20 protein-coding genes are annotated in these 18372 nt (G+C 66.5%); 6 read left to right on the plus strand and 14 right to left on the minus strand.

Annotated elements, in window-relative coordinates; translation table 11 throughout:
• The first annotated feature begins 5 nt into the window (after window positions 1-5).
• Window positions 6-335, plus strand: coding sequence for a c-type cytochrome (locus QTI24_RS11375; RefSeq protein ID WP_286600466.1), 330 nt, complete (start codon window positions 6-8; stop codon window positions 333-335).
• Here the strand turns inward: QTI24_RS11375 and QTI24_RS11380 are convergent.
• On the minus strand, window positions 324-1559 hold the full coding sequence (locus QTI24_RS11380) for an MFS transporter (protein WP_286600467.1): 1236 nt from the start codon (window positions 1557-1559) through the stop codon (window positions 324-326). The two genes, QTI24_RS11375 and QTI24_RS11380, sit on opposite strands and share 12 nt — an antisense overlap.
• Window positions 1560-1840: 281 nt before the next feature.
• Here QTI24_RS11380 and QTI24_RS11385 point away from each other — a divergent pair, with 281 nt between their 5' ends.
• From QTI24_RS11385 to QTI24_RS11395, 3 genes are all read left to right on the plus strand, one after another.
• Window positions 1841-2335 carry a hypothetical protein gene (locus QTI24_RS11385; RefSeq protein WP_286600468.1) on the plus strand — a complete coding sequence of 165 codons (495 nt, stop codon included), beginning with the start codon at window positions 1841-1843 and terminating at the stop codon, window positions 2333-2335.
• 85 nt (window positions 2336-2420) lie between these two features.
• Window positions 2421-2882 carry a hypothetical protein gene (locus tag QTI24_RS11390; protein WP_286600469.1) on the plus strand — a complete coding sequence of 154 codons (462 nt, stop codon included), beginning with the start codon at window positions 2421-2423 and terminating at the stop codon, window positions 2880-2882.
• 100 nt (window positions 2883-2982) lie between these two features.
• A complete protein-coding gene (locus tag QTI24_RS11395; RefSeq protein ID WP_286600470.1) occupies window positions 2983-4164 on the plus strand; it encodes a metallophosphoesterase in 1182 nt (393 codons plus the stop codon).
• Window positions 4165-4356: 192 nt separating this feature from the next.
• Here QTI24_RS11395 and QTI24_RS11400 read toward each other — a convergent pair whose 3' ends face one another.
• Window positions 4357-4857: a polyhydroxyalkanoate granule-associated phasin gene (locus tag QTI24_RS11400; RefSeq protein WP_286600471.1), complete on the minus strand. Its 501-nt coding sequence runs from the start codon at window positions 4855-4857 to the stop codon at window positions 4357-4359.
• 156 nt (window positions 4858-5013) lie between these two features.
• On the opposite strand from QTI24_RS11400, the gene QTI24_RS11405 reads away from it, so the two are divergent.
• The gene (locus QTI24_RS11405) at window positions 5014-5589 is read left to right on the plus strand and encodes an acyloxyacyl hydrolase (RefSeq protein ID WP_286600472.1); all 576 of its coding nucleotides are present in this window, start codon (window positions 5014-5016) and stop codon (window positions 5587-5589) included.
• 14 nt (window positions 5590-5603) lie between these two features.
• Here QTI24_RS11405 and QTI24_RS11410 read toward each other — a convergent pair whose 3' ends face one another.
• The 4 genes from QTI24_RS11410 to QTI24_RS11425 form a co-directional block, all read right to left on the minus strand.
• Window positions 5604-6332 (minus strand): TIGR03915 family putative DNA repair protein, encoded by a 729-nt coding sequence (locus QTI24_RS11410; RefSeq protein WP_286600473.1) that lies wholly within the window; start codon window positions 6330-6332, stop codon window positions 5604-5606.
• A 100-nt stretch (window positions 6333-6432) separates the two neighbouring features.
• Window positions 6433-7434 carry a lysylphosphatidylglycerol synthase domain-containing protein gene (locus QTI24_RS11415; protein ID WP_286600474.1) on the minus strand — a complete coding sequence of 334 codons (1002 nt, stop codon included), beginning with the start codon at window positions 7432-7434 and terminating at the stop codon, window positions 6433-6435.
• Window positions 7434-8681 carry a cardiolipin synthase ClsB gene (gene clsB, locus QTI24_RS11420; protein WP_286600475.1) on the minus strand — a complete coding sequence of 416 codons (1248 nt, stop codon included), beginning with the start codon at window positions 8679-8681 and terminating at the stop codon, window positions 7434-7436. The genes QTI24_RS11415 and clsB overlap by 1 nt, the downstream gene beginning before the upstream one ends.
• Complete coding sequence (locus QTI24_RS11425; RefSeq protein WP_286600476.1) at window positions 8678-9406, minus strand: endonuclease/exonuclease/phosphatase family protein; 729 nt, start codon at window positions 9404-9406, stop codon at window positions 8678-8680. Before QTI24_RS11425 ends, clsB begins: the two co-directional genes overlap by 4 nt.
• A gap of 259 nt (window positions 9407-9665) precedes the next feature.
• On the opposite strand from QTI24_RS11425, the gene QTI24_RS11430 reads away from it, so the two are divergent.
• Window positions 9666-10094, plus strand: a complete 429-nt coding sequence (locus QTI24_RS11430; RefSeq protein WP_286600477.1) for a serine/threonine protein kinase — start codon at window positions 9666-9668, stop codon at window positions 10092-10094.
• 75 nt (window positions 10095-10169) lie between these two features.
• Here QTI24_RS11430 and QTI24_RS11435 read toward each other — a convergent pair whose 3' ends face one another.
• The 8 genes from QTI24_RS11435 to QTI24_RS11470 form a co-directional block, all read right to left on the minus strand.
• Window positions 10170-10730: a Spy/CpxP family protein refolding chaperone gene (locus tag QTI24_RS11435; protein WP_286600478.1), complete on the minus strand. Its 561-nt coding sequence runs from the start codon at window positions 10728-10730 to the stop codon at window positions 10170-10172.
• A 166-nt stretch (window positions 10731-10896) separates the two neighbouring features.
• Window positions 10897-11811: a pirin family protein gene (locus QTI24_RS11440; protein WP_503011243.1), complete on the minus strand. Its 915-nt coding sequence runs from the start codon at window positions 11809-11811 to the stop codon at window positions 10897-10899.
• 70 nt (window positions 11812-11881) lie between these two features.
• The gene (locus tag QTI24_RS11445) at window positions 11882-12613 is read right to left on the minus strand and encodes an aspartate/glutamate racemase family protein (protein WP_286600480.1); all 732 of its coding nucleotides are present in this window, start codon (window positions 12611-12613) and stop codon (window positions 11882-11884) included.
• Window positions 12613-13503, minus strand: a complete 891-nt coding sequence (locus QTI24_RS11450; protein WP_286600481.1) for an ABC transporter permease — start codon at window positions 13501-13503, stop codon at window positions 12613-12615. Before QTI24_RS11450 ends, QTI24_RS11445 begins: the two co-directional genes overlap by 1 nt.
• On the minus strand, window positions 13500-14420 hold the full coding sequence (locus QTI24_RS11455; RefSeq protein ID WP_286600482.1) for an ABC transporter permease: 921 nt from the start codon (window positions 14418-14420) through the stop codon (window positions 13500-13502). Before QTI24_RS11455 ends, QTI24_RS11450 begins: the two co-directional genes overlap by 4 nt.
• 124 nt (window positions 14421-14544) lie before the next feature.
• Window positions 14545-15816, minus strand: coding sequence for an ABC transporter substrate-binding protein (locus QTI24_RS11460; protein ID WP_286600483.1), 1272 nt, complete (start codon window positions 15814-15816; stop codon window positions 14545-14547).
• A gap of 75 nt (window positions 15817-15891) precedes the next feature.
• The gene (locus QTI24_RS11465) at window positions 15892-17004 is read right to left on the minus strand and encodes an ABC transporter ATP-binding protein (protein ID WP_286600484.1); all 1113 of its coding nucleotides are present in this window, start codon (window positions 17002-17004) and stop codon (window positions 15892-15894) included.
• Between the two features lie 84 nt (window positions 17005-17088).
• Window positions 17089-18369, minus strand: a complete 1281-nt coding sequence (locus QTI24_RS11470) for a biosynthetic peptidoglycan transglycosylase (RefSeq protein ID WP_286600485.1) — start codon at window positions 18367-18369, stop codon at window positions 17089-17091.
• Between the last annotated feature and the right edge of the window lie 3 nt (window positions 18370-18372).

The raw sequence follows: 18372 nt of genomic DNA on the forward strand, positions 1-18372 counted from the left end.
AGGCAATGGGCTTGCGCCTTGCCCGAGCTGTCGCCACGGCTCTACTGTTTTGTCCGGCCGCAGGATTTGCCGCGTCCGAGGCACAAGCTTTGAGCCAGGACTACGGCTGCATCTCCTGCCACGGCCTGGTCCGCAAACAGGTCGGGCCGGGCTTTGCGCAGATTGCGGCGCGTTATCGCAACGACCCGTCCGCGCCCGCCCAACTCGCCACCAGAATCCGCAATGGCAGTGTCGGATCCTGGGGCCGCGTCATCATGCCGCGGCAATTCAAGGTCACCGATTCGGACGCCAAGGCGCTGGCCGAATGGGTTCTCTCGCAGCCCTCACCGCCCTGAAGCAGCCAGCGACACCCCGCCTGGTGCACGACCCAGCGCGGCCACGATCGCCGCAGCCACCAGCACGAGCGCTCCGCTCAGCATCATGGTGTTCGAGATGCCGTAGGCGTCGACGGTGACGCCCCCAAGCAGGGCGCCCGAAGCAATCGCCACCTGGAATCCGCTCACGAGCAGCGCTTGTCCGGCCTCGGGTGCGTCGGGCACGGCCTCCAGCATCCAACCGGTGAGGGCGACCGGGATCAGCCCGAAGGCCACACCCCAGATGGCGACCACCGCGCCGCCTGCCATGAAGCCGGTACCGAGCAAGGTCGACAGCAACAGCGCCGCCGCCAACAGCATGGCCGCCAGCAGCGTCGCGGTGCGCACGCTGCGCGCCACGAGGCTTCCGCCGATGAAGGTGCCGACGAAGCCGGCCGCGCCGTAGGTCAGCAGCAACGCCGTCACGGCGCCCGGGCCGAGGCCGAACACTTGCTGCAGCAGCGGCTTGAGGTACGTGTAAGCCCCGAAGTGCCCGGCGATGAGGAAGAGCACGGTCAGCAGCCCGACCTGTGCCATGCGTCGCGTCAGCGGCGTGAGCAGGTCGCGCGGCTGGATGGCACGGGCCGGCGGCATCGCGGGCAGCAACCACATCTGCACCAGCAGCACGCCGGCCGCCAGCAGGCCGGTCACGCCGAAGGCGGCGCGCCAGCCGGCAATGTTGCCGACCAGCGCGCCAGCTGGCACGCCGAACACGGTGGCGACCGAAATGCCTGCGAGCACGAGCGACATGGCCCGCGCCTGTGAGGCCGCCGGCACCAATTGAGTGGCGGCGCTCGGCGCGAAGGTCCAGAAGCCGCCGACGCACAGGCCCAGGAGAAGGCGGGCGACAAGCATGGTGGCGAAGTTGGGTGCAAAGGCGGCGAGCAGGTTCGACGCCACCAGCAGCGCGGTGAGCCACACCATCACGGTGCGCCGGTCGAGCCGGCCAGAGGCGACGATCAATGCCGGCCCCGCGAAGGCGGCGAGCACGCCCGGCATCGTGACCATGAGGCCGGCCGTCCCATCGGACACCTGGAGGCCGCTCCCGATGTCGGTCAGCAGTCCGATCGGCAGGAATTCGGTCGTGACCATGGCGAAGGTGCCGACAGCGATGGAGCCGACCGCGAGCCAGGCGGATCGCGGCGTGTGGGTGATTTCGATTCGGGGTGGCAGCGCATCGGCGCAGGTCGTGCAGGGTGCGTTCATCGAAGGTCGTCCTGGAAAAGGCCGCTGGCGGCACATGCGCCGGCGGCTTCGTTGGGGAGGCACGGAGTTTGGAGGCGGATCGACGGTTGCGAAGGACGCTCCGGGAACATCTCAATTTCCGCTTTGCCAACAATTGGAAAACGCCGTTGCTTATGCGTTTTTCGATACCGCCGGCTGCGCGGCGCGTCGAGAATCCGCGTAAACGCTATTCCTAGCCCGACTCTTGCTAAGCAAAATCAGCGGCGGCCAGACGCCACTTTCGAGCAAGAGGACAGCACAGCATGAACCCGATCCGGTTTTGGGGGCCCGTGGCGGCCCTGGCGATCTTTGGCGCACTCGCCCCAGCCCATGCGCTGACCAACCCGCCCATCCAGACAGCCCAGGGCATCGAGTACATGTGCGGCGGAAAAAGCAGCGAAGAGGCCGCCTTCATGCAGACCGTCTCGCCACGCTGGGCCGCCACGCTCGAGTTCGGTGTCAGCCGGGCGAAGCCCGGCAACTTCCCCTCCGACGTGAAGGTTTCGGTGCGCGAGCGGTACACGGGCAGGCCGATCATGGAAGCCTCGACTGGCGCGCCCTTCATGCTCGCGCGGCTCGAACCCGGCGCCTACGAGGTCGAGGCCTCGATGGGCGGCGTCACGCTCAGGCAGCCGCTGGTGGTGTTCAACGGCATGGCCTCCAAAGCGGTCTTCGTGTGGCCGTCGAATGTCGATTTCGCCGCGACGATGGGCCTGCCTCGGCCCGAGCAACAGGCTTCGGTCCAAACCGGGGACTGAGCCTTCCAGATCAGGTTCTCCTAAGACTTGCTGCGGATAGTGGTCGCGTGAACTCTTCACGCCCCTTCGAGCAAAGGACACAGCGATGAGAACTCAGCGGATCTGGCAGCCCGCAGCTGCCTTCGCCATCGGCAGCGCGTCACTTTTCGGTGCATGGTCGGCGCATGCCGTCTACAACCCGCCCATTCACATGGCGAATGGCGTCGAATACATGAGCGGCGGCGCCAGCAGCGACGAGGCAGAGTTGATGGAGACGGTCGCCCCTCGATGGCCGGCCACTTTCGAGTTCTCGATCCGGGACAGCAAGCGCTCGGATTTCGCAGGCGTTGTGCTGGTGACGGTGCGAAATTCCGCTGGCGAGCCGGTGCTGAGCCGCGTTGTCGCCGATGGTCCGTTCATGGTGGCGCGTCTCGACCCGGGCCGCTATGAAGTCGAAGCCACGCTCGCGGGGCAGACCCTGAGGCAGCAGGTGGAGATCCTCGCGGGCAGCGGCACGCGCGCACTTTTTGTGTGGCCGGCGGGGACGAGCGTCAGCGCGCATTCCTGAGGACCAAAATTAGGCGCCGTCAGGGTGGCATGCACCTTGAATGTCGAGCGTATCGCTCGCACATGGTGTGTCCGGGCGCGTGCCCGTCCTCAAGGCCCCGATGCCGCTTCGTCCCCTGATCGTTCTCACCGCCTTGCTGCACGTCTATATCGGACTGCGGCTGCTGCCTTCGCTGACGGCCTCGGCGGGCGGCTGGTGGCTGCTGCTGGCAGCGCTGGTTGTGTCGGCCGTGACCATGCCCCTGCCATTCGTCGGCGCGCGCTCCGGGCGCCGCCAGTTCGCTGACGGATGGAAATGGATCGGCTTGCTGAGCATGGGCTGGTTCTCGTCGATGTTCGGCCTCACGCTGGTGCGCGATGCGGGCCTGTTTCTGGCGTCGCTGGCATCGCTTGCGCTCGGCATGACGATCGACTGGCCGCGTTGGCGGGCCGCCAGCGCCGCCGCGGCGCCGCTGCTGGCCACGGCGATCACGCTGGTCGGCTTCCTCAACGCACGGCGCACGGCTGGCGTGGTGCGCGTCGACGTGCCGATCCGTAACCTGCCTTCGGCGCTGGATGGCTTCACGATCGCACAGCTCAGCGACATCCACGTCGGGCAGACGATCAAGCGCGGCTACATCCAGCGCATCGTCGATGCGGTCAATGAGCTCGGTGCCGACATGGTGGCGATCACGGGCGACCTGGTCGACGGCACGGTGCAGGAACTCCGCGAGCACATCGCACCCCTCGCGGGGCTTCGCGCGCGGCACGGTACCTTCGTGGTGACGGGCAACCACGAGTACTACGCTGGCGCGCATGCGTGGATCGCCGAATTGCGCCGGCTCGGCCTGCGCGTGCTGCTCAACGAGCACGTGGTGCTCCAGACGCGCAATGTGAAGGGCGCGCAGACCGACGAGGAGGTGTTGGAAAGCGCCCTCGTGGTGGCCGGCGTCACCGACTACACCGCAGTGCATTTCGATGCGGCGCACGCGAGCGATCCGCACGGTGCGCTGCACGACGCGCCCCCGCTGGTGCACACGCGAGTACTGCTGGCGCACCAGCCGCGCAGCGCGCCCGCCGCAGCCGATGCCGGCTACCACCTGCAGTTGTCGGGCCATACGCACGGCGGCCAGTTCTTTCCGTGGAATCTATTCGTGCCGCTGCAGCAGCCCTTCACCGCGGGGCTGCACAAGCTGCGCAACATGTGGGTCTATACGAGCCGGGGCACCGGCTACTGGGGGCCGCCGAAGCGCTTCGGCGCACCGTCGGAGATCACCTTGCTGCGCTTGGTTGCGGCGAGCTGAGCTCAGGCCGGCTTGATGTTGCGCGCTGCGCGCTCGTTGAGCGCATCGTAGTGGCGCAGCGCATGCACGATCTCGCCGGCTCGATGGGCGCGTTCGGAAATCCGCATGCGCCAATGCTGGCAAGCCTCGCGATACGCGAAGCCTATTAGTCGACGATTTCTTCTGGCGCGGGCCCGGGCCCGCGCCGCGGCATCAGGTTTCTTGCGTCAGGGCCAACCGGCGCGCGTTCGAAGTCGCCTTGGCGTGGATGGGCTTGAGGCCCCGTTGCACGATGCGCGCACTGGCGCTGCTCAACTGGCTCACCGCGGCGGCGGAGCGCGTGGCGGCCGTGCCGAAGGCTTCGGCATGCGTCATGGCCTGCGCTGGCGTTGTGCTCGTGGCAAGCGAGAAGAGGGCCACGCCACCGCCGAGCCAGTGTTTGACCACGCGCTGGATGAGCGTGAACTGGGTAGTGTGAAGCTGATTCGCCATGGCGGCACCGGATTCGCCCACGGCCGCGAGTTTTTCGTGACCCATGAGCTGAAATTCGGCAATATCGCCATCACTGGGAGAGAGGCCCGCTTTCGCGATGCGCTCGGTGCGCATCTGGATGACGGAGCCGGATGACAGGAGCATCTCGTTGGTCTTGACTACGACGTCCGCCCACAACATGAGCGGGTTGAAGAAGCGCGGGGAAGAGAAGCTGGGAGTCATGGAAGGGACTATAGGCGCCTGGCGTGCTCTTTGCTGCACTGCAACATCGATTGGTGATGCAGTCCTAGTTTTCGATGCGGCGACTGCCAACTTTGAGCGGGGACCAAAGCTAGAGATGCTTGTTACAAATAACTAACCTTGCGCAGGCAAAGTCGAATGTCCAACTCATCGTCCTGCTCGAAGGCGCTCCTTTGCACGGGCTGCCTGTTGTTCTCGGTCGCCGCCGTTGCTCACCCCGCGGATCAGGCGCTCGGCGTCTATCTCGAAGGAGGCGAGGCTCCGCATACCGAGGGCAACACGTCTTCGGTCACCGCCGGCATCGTCGTACCCTGGAGCCATCGAGAGCCTGCGGTCCCGCCGGGTGCGCTGACTTTCTACTGGGACTTCTTCCTGAGCACGTGGCGCGCGCCCGTGCCCAGCAGGCTCGAGAAGGACAGTTACACGCAAGCCGGCGTCATTGCCAATTGGCGCTGGCGCTTCGACCAGGGTGCATCCCCCTGGTTCGTCGAGGCAGGCGTCGGCGGCACGGTGATGGACAGCATCTATCGCACCGCCAGCCGCGAGTTCAGCACCACTTTCCAGTTCACTGAACAAGTGGGCGTGGGGCGCAACTTCGGAGCGCAGGGAGAACACGAACTGTCCTTTCGTGTCCAGCACTTTTCGAACGCCGGTATCAAGGAGCCGAATCCCGGCGAGAACTTCTATCGAGTGCGCTACCTTTATCGCTTCTGAGTTCGCTGATTCGATCACTGGCTGCGTGCATCGGAAGGCCGCTGTGCTTGCGGCCGCGCCATGCACTGAGGTCGCGCGGGGTTGAAGGCCTGGCGATAGCGCGCGAGCAGGGCATCCGCGTCGATCGCATCCCGCGCCATCTCCTGGTGCCGAATGCCCAGGCCGAACTCGAGGGCTTCGCCATTCCAGCGCACGCTGCGTTCCGGCGTGAGGATGGCCCATCGCAGATGCGCGAGGCGGCGCGCAAAGAAGGGCGCGACCGCCTCGGCAATGTGGTGATCCGGCTTGAACCAGGCGATGTGCAATGGCTCGGCGCCAGCGCCTTCATCCATGGCCTTGAAGCGGATCAGTGATTTCATCTTCTGGATGTCGCGGCGCACGGCCTGGGCCATGTGCAGGGCGCGCATGCGGTCGGAGTCGAGCGGGTTGCGACGCAGGTCCGGTTCATGCACGAGGCGCCACAACAGCCGGTAGAGCAGCACGAAGCGTGTCGGATCGTTATGAAGGATGACCGTGTCGCACAGCGACAGGAAGGAGCGGGGCAGGAAAAGATTCGTGGCGGCATGCGTGTCGCGCGCATCGGTCAAGGCCGTGCAGGCGCTTTTCGTCATCCAGTCGGCACCGGCTTCGGCGTGCCACTGCGTGTCCTCGGGCGGCACCAGGCCTGCGAGCAATGCGCGGGCTTCACGGCGAAAGCCCGGCAAATCGATCTCGCCCGAGAGAGTGACGGTGTGCTGCGACATGAGCGCTAACTTAGGTCGCCGCCCTTGTGAGGCCTGTAGGCCTTCAGGCGATAAAGGAGGAGGCCTGCGCTGGCGCGACCTTATCCGACAGCACGCAGCGTCAGGCTTGGGGAGCTGGAGCCGTCTTGCGCAGCCGCTTGGCACGCAGCTCGGTCACCACGTAGAAGAGGCTCGCGACGATGAGCGGTAGCAGGTAGTAGATTGCGCGGTAGGCAAGCAGCGCACCGAGCAGCTTCTCCTGGGGCACGCGGTGCGACAGCAGCGCGATGAACACCGCTTCGAGCACGCCGAGCCCGCCCGGCACGTGCGTGATGACGCCGGCCACGGCGGCGACCAGGAAGACTGCGAGCACCGTGGGGTAGGCCAGTTGTTGCTGCAGGAGGAACCAGATCACCCCACCGATCAGGCACCAGTTGCCGCAGGACATCGCGAGCTGAAGCAACGCGATGCGCAGCGGCGGCGTGTCCAGTTCCTGGTTGCGGATGCGCCAGGTGTGCTCGCGCGCGATCGCGCAAAGGGCGAGGTACGCGACCCCCACCAGCAACAGGGCCGCGCCGAGGAGGCGCAGGCCGCCGCCGTCGATCTTCCAGTCGGGCGGCAGGCCCATGGGCCAGAAGCAGAAAGCCGCGCCGGCGACGACGAAGTAGCCGAACCAGTTGGTCAGCATGCTGAAGCCGAGCACGCGCGTGATGGTGTTGTTGTCGAGTCCCAGCCGCGAATAGAGCCGGTAGCGGAAAGCGACGCCGCCGACCAGCGAGCCCAGGTTGAGATTGAAGGCGTAGCTGATGAAGGTGACGCCCATCACAGTTCCTGTCGCGAGCTTGTGCCCCGTCATGCGGCGGCCGAGCAGGTCGTAGGTGCTGTACAGCGCATGGCTGCCGATGGCAAGGAGGAGGGCGGCCAGCAGCATCGGCAGGGGAATCGCCCGCACCGAATCGAGCACGTCGCTCCAATCGATGGTTCGAGCCTGCCGCACGATCAGGAAGATGACGATCGCGAAGAAAAGCCATGCCGCGATGCGCTTCAGCCATTGCCACCAGGCGTTCGCCGGACGGGATGGCGGCTCGACGGCGCCCATGGCGGAACCCCTGCTGCCGGCCATCAGGCCGCGTCCGTCTGGGTCGCGCCGCCGCGCGCATCGGGCGCATCCAGTGGCTTCAGGCGCGGCGCGTGGCGCGGCAGCCAGCCCGCCCACGCCGGATACCAGCGCATCAGGTGGAAGATGAAAAAGCTGCGCACCAGCCGCCAGCCGCTCCATTCGGTCAGGTCGGAGGTCTCCACCTGCTTGCAGCTGTGTTGCATCAGGTGATCGAGCCGCTCCCACAGCACCTGCGTGAAGGCCTTGTCGCGCACGATCACGTTCGCCTCGAGGTTCAAGGACAGGCTCAGCGGGTCGAGGTTGCTCGATCCGACGGTGCTCCACTGTTCGTCAACCAGCGCGACCTTGCCGTGCAGCGGCCGTTCGCAGTACTCGTAGATGCGCACGCCGGCATGCAGCAGGTGGTGGTACAGCATGCTGGCCGCCACCTTCACGATCGGCATGTCGGGCTCACCTTGCAGGATCAGCCGCACGTCGACCCCGCGTCGCGCCGCGCGCCGCATCTCCTTGATCAGCCGGTAGCCGGGGAAGAAGTACGCATTGGCGATGACGATGCGCTGCCGCGCGCTGCGGATGGCGGCGCGGTAGTGGCGCTCGATGTCGTTGGTGTGCCGGCGGTTGTCGCGCGTCACGAACTGGGCCTCGGCCTCACCCGCGGGTCCGTTGTGTTCGTGCGTGGCCTTCAGGCGGCGCCGGAACCAGCCCGGCCCCTTGCCGCCGACTGCGATGGCGTGCAGCACGAAGCGATGGATTTCCGAGACGATGGGTCCGGCAAGCTCCACGGCGTAGTCCTGCTTGGCCTTGGGGCCGAAGTCCATCAGATGGTCGGCCGAGTAGTTGATGCCGCCCACGAAGGCGAGCGAGCCGTCGATCACTACGATCTTGCGGTGCATGCGGCGGAAGGCATTGAGCCTCTGGCCGAAGAGGCGCTCGCCCGGATCGAAGACGCGTACCTTGACCCCGGCCGAGGTCAGCCCGCTGATGAACTCCGGCGACAGGTCGGGCGACCCGAAGCCGTCGATCATCAGATCGACTTTCACGCCCCGCTGTGCTGCTGCTCGCATGGCCTCGTGGAGCTGGGTGCCGACCTTGTCCTCGAAGAGGATGAAGGTCTCGATGACCACCTCGCGCCGTGCCTCGCGAATGGCCTCGAACACGCGCGGGAAGAACTCCTCGCCGTTCTCCAGCAGATCGATTCGGTTGCCGCCGATCCATCGCTGGTGGCCGTTGGGTATTTCAGAGATGCTCATAGCTCGATCTCCGCCACCAGCGGCGCGTGGTCCGACAGGTGCGACCAGGGGCGGCGTGGCAACACCACCGGCGCATGGACGCTCGCGTTGCGCACATAGATGCGGTCCAGCGGCAAGAGCGGGAAGCGCGCCGGAAAGGTCCGGGCCGCGCGGCCGTTGGCATGCACGAAGACTTCTCGCAGCGCGGCGCCTTGTTCCAGGATGTCATGCGCGCGGCCGCGCCAGTCGTTGAAGTCACCCGCCACGACCAGCGGGGCGTCGCCAGGCACTTCGTCGCGCACGATGTGACAGAGCAGTTCGAGTTGCTGCAGCCGGTGCACTTCCGACAGGCCCAGGTGCGCGCAGATCACGTGGACGTCGACTGGCCTCGCAGGCAGGCGCAGCACGCAATGCAGCATCCCCCGCTTTTCCGGACCGGTGATGGACACGTCATGGTTCTTGTAATGAACGATCGGAAACTTCGACAGCACCGCATTCCCGTGATGCCCCTTCGGATACACCGCATTGCGGCCGTAGGCGAACTGCGGCCACATCGTGTCGGCCAGGAATTCGTAGTGCGGAGCCTCGGGCCAGTTGTCGACCTTGCGCGAATGGCGCGAATGGGTTCCCAGCACTTCCTGCAGGAAAACGACATCCGCACCCACCGTGCGCACCGCTTCCCGCAACTCGGGGAGGATGAACTTGCGGTTCAGCGCCGTGAAGCCCTTGTGGGTGTTCACGGTCATCACCTTGAGCGACGTCGGCGGGGCTATCACGGCGGCTGAATGGGTGGAAGGCTTCACAGATGAGGTTGTAAGCCGAGGGATGCGCCGCAGGTGTAGGACGCACCACCTTCTTCGCTCGCCTGCGCGGCACGGCGGCCGGTTCCTACAGGGATGGCTCCCCCATCCCCACATGGCGCGACAGCAGAGGCTCCTACGGTGAACTCAGAGCTTGAAGGAAATGGGCTCGCATTCCGTTTGAAACCAACAAGGAGCCATCATCATGAAGCAAAGACTTCTAGCAACCACCGTGCTCGCCGGCCTGATGGGCGTGGCGGGCATGGCCTCGGCCCAGACCACCTCGATGCCCGCGCAGCCGGATCCGGCCGTGGCCGGACAGGCGAGCACCAAGACGCCGGCCGGCGTGGGCAACCCGACCCAGCGGCCTGACGGCACCAATCCCGCCTCGCGCGACGCGGTGAAGTCCGAGGCCCGCGTGCACAACCGCAACAATGCCAACAACCCTGTGCCCAAGGGCGAGGCGACCACGACGGTGAATCACCAGCCGAACGCCATGCCGCAGCCCACCGGCGAAATGTCGCGCAGCGAAGTGAGCCAGACGAGCCGCAAGGTCAAGCCCCGTTTCGGCGAGAAGGGTGAGCGGCCGGAAGTGCCGACCAACCCGAAGGACAAGACCGGGACGCCGCAATAAGCCCCCATTTCCGATCGTCATGAAAAAAGGCCCGCAGCGCCTGGGCGCTGCGGGCCTTTTTCGATGGCCGGCGAATCAGCTCTTGGCTGGCGGGGCCGGGTGGCGGTGCTGGCCGCCGTGCTCCCCGCGACCAAAGCGTGCCATCGACTCGGCGTCGAAGGTCTTCTGCTGCTCCGGCGTGAGCGCGGCATAGAAGCTGCGCGTGGCGTCGGCGCGCTGGGTGAACATCGCGCTGCGTTCGGCCTGGCGGGCCTGCATGCGGTCCAGGCGTTGCGGCGTGGTGAGCTTGGCGAACTCTGCGCGGTCCGTTCGGGCCTGCTCAGGGGAGCGAGCGGGCGGTTGCTGGGCCGTCGCGAAGGTGCTCCATGCGCCTTCCTGCGCCGGTGTCAACTTGAGCTTTTCCTTCAGCGCCGAGAGGCGTTCCGCACGATGCTGCTTCATGCGTTCGAAGCGTTGCGCGCGGTCCTCGCGGGCATGCTGGTGCTTCGCTTGGGACTGGGCGCCAGGCTGGGCCTGGGTCGTCGCGGGCGATGCGGGTGCAATCTGCGGAGCCTGCTGCGCGAAGGCGCCAGCCGAGGCGAAGGTGGCGGAGGCCAGGAGACCTGCCCAGAGAAGGCTTTTGCGAGACGTGATCATGAGAGTGCTTCCTTTCGAAGAAGCCCGCCGCCGATGGGCAGCAGGTGAAGGGAAGTGTGGTCGCGCGATGTATCTCGACCGTGAGGCGGGAGTTAGCGCGCGTAAAGAAAAATGTACGCAGCCGTGCGAGCGACGGATTCTTGCGTGTCGAACACCTCGCGCGGGCTCAACCGAGCTTGCCGCTCTGGAAGTCCTGCATGGCTTGCATCACCTGCTCGCGCGTGTTCATGACGAAGGGGCCGTACTGTGCGATGGGCTCGCGGAGCGGCTTCCCCGCAATCAGCAGTGCCCGCGCCGGGCTGTGATTCGAAGCGGGCGCATGCAGCACGACCCCGTCCCTGCCGGCTTCGTTGCCGAGGATCGCCATGCGCTTGGTCGGGATCTCGCTGCTTCCGACGTAGAGCGATTCGCGGAACACGTAGAGCAGTGCGTTGTGCGTGTCCGGCAGCGGCTGCGAGAACTCGGCGCCGGGCGGCATCGTGATGTCGAGGTAGAGCGGCTCCGTGTGCTCGCGCTGCATGGCGCCCTTGATGCCGTGGCTCTCGCCGGCGATCAGGCGCACCTGCACGCCCGCCGGCGTGGTGAATTCGGGGATCTCCTCGCTCTGGATGTCGCGATACCAGGGGTCGCGCAGCTTGTCCCTGGCCGGCAGGTTGAGCCAGAGCTGGAAGCCTTCCATCAAGCCTTCTTCCTGCTCGGGCAGTTCGCTGTGGATCAACCCCCGGCCGGCCGTCATCCATTGCACACCGCCGTTGGAGAGCAGTCCTTCGTGTCCCTCGCTGTCGCGATGGCGCATGCGCCCCGAAATCATGTAGGTGACCGTTTCGAAGCCGCGGTGTGGATGGCTCGGAAAGCCGCCGATGTAGTCACCAGGGTTGTCGCTGCCGAAGGCGTCGAGCATCAGGTACGGGTCGAGCCGCTGCTGGAGCGTCTGGTGCAGCACGCGCGTGAGCTTGACGCCGTCGCCGTCGCTGGTGGAGACGCCGGCGACGATCTGGTCGATGCCGCGGGGCTGGGCGAGCGTCACCGGCTGGACGGCGTGCGCATGGTGGGCATGGCGTGGGGTGGTCATGCGCGGCATGGTGGCACGATGGTGACGACCGCGCTGTCGGTGGGGACGCCGGATCTGTGGCTGGGCGAAGGGCGCGTGTTCAGCCCAGCGATTCGAGTTCCCAGGAGACGTTCTGCCAAGCCACGCCGAAGGCGCGGCTCGATGGCTGCGGCGTCGCGGACCGGATCGCATCGACGGCCCACTCGGCGCCTGCGCTCACGCTGTCGATGAGCGGTACCGGCACCTTGTCGGCGATGTCGGCCGCCATGCCGGCGAGCCCCGCGCCACCGAGGATGACGGCCTGCGCATCGAAGCGCAGGGCTGCCTCGCGGCAGGCTTCGGCCAGCAGCGCGCGGGCGCCCTGCGGGTCGGCGGCGAGCTGCGCGCCGGTCGGGGCCACGGTATGAATGCCGGCGAGCGATGCCGAGTAACCCAGCGACCATGCCAGCCTTTCGAGCATCAGCCGCCAGGGTTCGCCGCCCGTCACGATGGCGAAGCGGCCCCGCTTCGCCGCGGACAGGAATGCCGCCTCTGCCAATCCGGTGACCGGCACGCCCGCGCCGGCGCGCAGCGCGAAGAGGCCCGGATCACCGAAGCAGCCGATCAGCACGGCATCGGGCCGCTCGCCGTGCGCGCGCGCCGCGGCCCAGGCATCGAGCGTCGCGTGCTGCGCCACCGCGTAACTGGCCTCGCAGGCGATGTACGGTGCTCCGAAACGCGCAGTGACGGCTTTCACCTGCAGCGCATCACCGGCTCGCGCCTGCAAATGGCGTTGCAGCAACTCGCTGACCGAAGCCGAGGTGTTGGGGTTGATGACGAGCAGGCAAGCCATCAGCGACCGCGCGTGGACCGCCTGCGCAAGAGGGCCGCGGAACCGAGCGCGAGGGCCATCACGGCGAAGGACACGACGGTGGTCACCGTGCCGAGCGCGTAGATGGATGGCGTGGTCACGGTCGATGTCAGGCCCTGGAGTTCGAGGGGCAGGGTGTTGACGTCGCCGATGGCTTGCGAGGTGCGTGCGATCTCGTCCCAGCTCAGCGTGAAGCCGAACATGCCGATACCGACGATGGAGGGTCCGATCAACGGCAGCACCACGTGGCAGAAGCTCTGCCACGGCGTTGCGCCGAGATCGCGGGCGGCCTCTTCGTAGGCCGGGTTGAAGCGGTTGAACACCGCGAACATGATGAGCAGCCCGAAGGGCAGCGTCCACGTGAGGTGCGCGCCCAGCGCGGAGGTGAGGAGGCCGAGCGCGGTGCCGTAGTTCTCGAGCGTGCTGGTGGCGTCCATCGCTGCCAGGGCGCTCTTGATGCCGCCGTCGAGCAGGCGGAACTGCAGTCCGATGCCGAGCGACACGATGATCGACGGCATGATCAGGCTCGCCACCGTGATGAAGAACAGGGCGTTGCCGCCCTTGAGCCGCTTGCGGAACGCAAGGCCCGCGAGCACCGAGAGCACGACGGTGAAGAGCATCACCACCGCGCCCAGCATCAGCGAGCGCCGGAAGGCCGCACCGATGTCGACCGTGCCCAGCCCTTCGGCGAGCTTGTGGAACCAGTGCAGCGAGACGCCGCGCAGCGGAAAGGTCAGCCCGCCTTCCGGCCCCTGGAAGCTGAGCACGAAGATCGTGATCATCGGTCCGTAGAGGAAGAGCACGAAGAGCGAGAAGACGATGGCGAGCGGCCAGAAGCCGGGAGAGCGCTGTTCGCCGATCCGGTTGCTCATAGTTCCTTCCGGATGTCGACGAGCCGAGTCAGGCCCCAGATGATCATCAGCACCACGGCCAGCAGGATCATCGCGTTCGCCGCGGCGAGCGGGAACTGCAGGTACGAGGTCTGCACCTGGATGATCTTGCCGATGGAGGCGATCTGCTGGCCGCCCATCACGCCGATGGTGACGAAGTCGCCCATGACGATGGTGATGACGAAGATCGAGCCGATCAGGATGCCGGTGCGCGACAGCGGCACGATCACGTTCCACAGCGTCTGCCAGCCCGATGCGCCGGAGTCGCTCGCGGCTTCGAGCAGCGAGCGGTCGATGCGCATCATCGAGTTGAAGATCGGCACGATCATGAACATCGTGTACAGGTGCACGAAGGCGAGCACCACCGAGAAGTCGGAGAACAGCAGCCACTCGATCGGCGTGTCGATCAGGCCCATTCCCATCAGGCCCTGGTTCACGAGGCCGTTGCGTCCGAGCAGCGGCACCCACGAGATCATGCGGATCACGTTCGAGGTCCAGAAGGGCACGGTGCACAGCACGAAGAGCAGCGTCTGGATGCCCGGCGAGCGCACGTGGAACGCCAGGAAGTAGGCCACCGCGAAGCCGACCACGAGCGTGATGGCCCAGACCAGCAGGCAGAACTTGAGCGTGCTGAGATAGGTCGACAGCGTGACGCAGAAGTCGCCGTTGTCGGTGAGGTGAGAGCAGCCTTCGAAGATGCTCAGATAGTTGCGCGGCGAGAGCGCGGGGATGAGTTCGTACTCGTTGAAGTTCCACAAGCTGACCATCGCGATCAGCGCCAGCGGGATCAGGAAGAACAGCAGGAACACCAGCGCGAACGGCGCCGCCTGCCACCACGCGCCGAGTGTGCGGGTGGGCTGCGGCGTGGCAACGGGCAAGCTGGCGACCTGTGAACTCATGGAAAGCGAAGCAATGGTCGATCCGGGAACACCGCAGAGCCGGCTTTGCCGGGCTGCCGGTGTTGCCCCCGGCAGGGGGTTGGCGAAGCGACACGAAGTGCGCGCAGCTTGGGGGGGAGCTTCATCAAGCGGCGACGAACTCGTTCCACTTCCGCACCATGTATTCGTTCTCGTCCATGACGGCGTTCCAGCAGGCGATCCCGCCCATGCGCTCTTCATAGCTGCCGCCGTCGCGCACCGCACCGGCCTTGGCGATCACGTCGCCTTGCGGGCTCTTGATGTCTTGCGTGGCGGGCTTGCCTTCCATCCAATAGGCCCACTCGTAGGGCTCCATCTTGGCCTTGGCGGTTTCCAGCACGGCGCTGTAGTAGCCCTGGCGATTGAGGTACGCGCCGGCCCAGCCGTCGAGGAACCAGTTGATGAACTCATAGGCGCCATCGAGCTTCTTGCCCGACAGGGTGGCCGGCAGGCCGAAGCCGGAGGCCCATGCGCGGTAGCCTTCCTTCAGCGGCTGGAAGGTGCACGCGATGCCCTTGCTGCGAACGGCCGTCACGGCCGGCGACCACATCGACTGGATCACCACTTCGCCCGAGGACATCAGGTTGACGGACTCGTTGAAGTCCTTCCACAGCGCGCGGAACTGGCCGGCCTTCTTGGCTTCGATCAGCGTCTTGATCGTGAGGTCGATCTCCGCCTTGGTCATGTTGCCCTTGTCGGCGTACTTGTGGATGCCCTTGGACTCCACCACCATGGCCGCGTCCATGATGCCGATCGACGGAATGTTCAGGATCGCGGCCTTGCCCTTGAACTCCGGGTTCAGCAGCTCGGCCCACGAGCCGATGGGGCGCTTGATGAGGTCGGGCCGGATGCCCAGCGTGTCGGCGTTGTAGGTGGTCGGGATCAGCGACATGAACTGCGTCGGCGACTTCGCGAAGGCCTTGCTCTTCTCGCCTTCCAGAAAAATCACCTTGATCGGCGCGGTGCCCTGGTCGCCCACCTTCTTGCCGGCGACTTCGCCCTTGGTGAAGAGCGTGGTGATCTTGTCGGCGTTCTTCACGCGCTTGGTGTCGATGCCCTTCAGGTTGCCAGTCGGCACGATCTTCTTGAGCGAGAAGTACTCGGTGTCGATGAGGTCGAAGCTGTTGGGCGCGGTGACCGCCCGCTTGGTCACGTCGTCGGTGGTCACCGCAACGTACTGGATCTCGATGCCGGTGTCGGCCTTGAACTTCTCGGCGATTGCCTTGTCCTGGTTGACCGCGGTGCCGAGGTAACGCAGGACGATCTTTTCCTGCGCATGGATGGCGGGGAACATGCCAGTCGCCAGGATGCCCGCCGTGCCCTGCAGCAGCGTTCGGCGCTGCACGCCGGTGGGGGACGGTTCGGTTTTTTTGGACATGGCAGGTCTCCTGAAAGGCAGTGATGAAGAAAGGGGTGGAGGGAAAAAGCCGAAAGGACAGGGCACGCGGCGCAGTCAGGACGCCATCGCGGCCAGTGCCGCCAGCGGCTCGTGGCGCGGGGGCGGCGTTCCGTTGGCAGTGCCATGCGGCCGCCGGGCGCCGGGTCCGAGCCTGCGGGCGTCGGCTTCGGTCCAGGTCAGGCGCACGCTTTCGCCGACTTCATAGCTGCGCGAGACGAAGGACTTTTCGGACAGCAGCACGGAGACGCCGCTGCGTTCCGGCCGCTCGCCAGTGAGCCGCAGGCCCAGCAGCACGTAGGTGCCCTGGTACTCGACGTCGGTCACGTGGGCGGGGAGGCCGACCTCGCCGAGCGCGCCGATGGCCGGGACGATCTGTACGTGGTCGTTGCGCACGGCGACCAGGCCGTCGTGCAGGGCGAACACGTTGTGCCCGCCCATGAAGCGCGCGACAAACTCGCTGGAGGGGTGGTTGTAGACCTCGTGGGGCGAGCCGATCTGCTCGATCAGCCCATGGTTCATCACCACCATCGTGTCGGCCAGCGCCATCGCCTCCTCCTGCGAGTGCGTGACGTGGATGAAGGTCAGGCCCAGTTCCTTCTGCCAGCGGCGCAGTTCGGCACGCATCTGGATGCGCAGGAAGGGGTCGAGCGCGGAAAGCGGCTCGTCGAGCAGCAGCACGCGCGGTTCGGTGATGAGTGCGCGGGCGAGCGCCACGCGCTGTTGCTGGCCGCCGGAGAGTTCGCCGGGCTTGCGTTCGGCCAGGTGCCCCATGGCCACGCGGTCGAGCAGGTTCTTCGCGCGCCGGTGGCGCTCGCTCTTCGAGACGCCCTTCATCTTGAGGCTGAATGCGACGTTGTCGAGCGCAGACAGGTGCGGAAAGAGCGCGAAGCTCTGGAACATCATCGCCGTGCCGCGGGATGCGGCCGGCAGGTTGGTGATGTTGCGGTTGTCGAGCAGGATGTCCCCGCCCGACACCGATTCGTGCCCCGCGACCATGCGCAGCGTCGTGCTCTTGCCGCAGCCCGAGGGGCCGAGCAGGCAGCAATAGCTCCCGCTTGCGATGCGCAGGTCGATCTGATCGACGGCTGGCGGCGCACCGGCGGCGTAGCACTTGCTCAGTGCGACGATTTCAACGGCTGCGGGCGGAGGGGCGGTGACAGCATCCATTGATGCTGCTGGTGCAAGACATGTGCCAGCGATCCCGGGGGCTACCCGGCGGCATGTGCGCCGATTTGGTGCAGCCGGGCGGCTTCAGGGTGGGGTGAAGTGCGCGGTCGCGACGTTGCGGAGCAGCGCGTCGCGCTGCGGCTTGGTGATGCCGCGCACGCCTTCCGCGACCGTCTTGGCGCGGGCTGCATCGATGTTGCCGTCGCGCTGCCATTTTTCGACCGAGACGGCGGGGTTGTGCAGCATGGCGGCGAGCCAGACGGCCTGAGCCGGTTCGAGATTGCGGGCGCTGCGCTTGAAGTAGCGGCGGGCGGCGGCTTCGGCGCCGCACAGGTCGCGGCCCCAGGGCGCGTTGTCCAGATAGAGCTGGAGGATGCGGGCCTTGCCCAGCGTCTGTTCCATCTCGACCGCGTAGAGCAGTTCGCGCAGCTTGCGATCGGTGCTGCGTTCGCCGCCGGTCACGAGCAGTTTGGCGAGCTGCTGGGTGAGCGTGCTGGCGCCCCGCTCTACCTGCGCGGCCTTCTGGTTGCTCTCGAGCGAGGGCATCAGTTCGGCAATGTCGTAGCCCGGGTGCGTGAAGAAGCGCTGGTCTTCCGCTGCGATGACCGAGCGGGCGAGCCAGCTTTCGTTCGTGAGCCGGCTTGGTGCGCCGCAACTGGTGCGCGCATTGATCATGGTCTCGGTGCCCAGCCCTTCGACGGTGAACTGCGAGATTCGGGGTTGCAGCGAGAAGGTGCGCGCGGGCAGCAAGACATGAGCACGCAGCCCGAAAGTGCCGCCGATGCGGCCGCGCTGCAGTTCGGGGAGGCCGGGAGCCAGCACGGCGTACCAGCGGGCGATGGGCACGTCCGGCACGTTGATGTTGAGCTGCAGGGCCTTCTGCGTGAGGCGGCCGTCCCAGTAGGCGCGCAGCATGCCGTCGTTGGCGCCGTCCGTGGCCGCCGGCGCGGTCCCGGGCGGGGAGGCCTCGAGGGTGCCGCCCAGCGCGCCGCCATCGCGGCGCACCGTGGCACGCAGGCGTTCGAGCCGGATGGGCGCCTCGCCGAGTGCCGGCACCGTGGCGCTGCACGGCGCGCATTGGAGCTCGAGGGTGCTGGTCGGATCGTTCCAGCCCAAGAGAACCGGACCGAAGTCGGTGTTGACGGTGCGGCCCGCCACCCAGGGGGCGAACCACGAGGAGGTGATCAGCCGGATCGCGGTCGGCACGCCGACGTCGATGGAGACGGGGCCGACCTTGACCCGGGCGGGCCACTCGTCAGGACCGGGGGCCAGGGCCACCTTGACGATCAGGTACGCGGCGACGCCCGCCGTCAGCACCAGGGCCAGGATTGCGAAAAGCAGGTAAAGCAGCGCTTTTTTTAACAAATC

This window comes from Variovorax sp. J22P240, from assembly GCF_030316855.1.
Lineage (GTDB): Bacteria > Pseudomonadota > Gammaproteobacteria > Burkholderiales > Burkholderiaceae_C > Variovorax.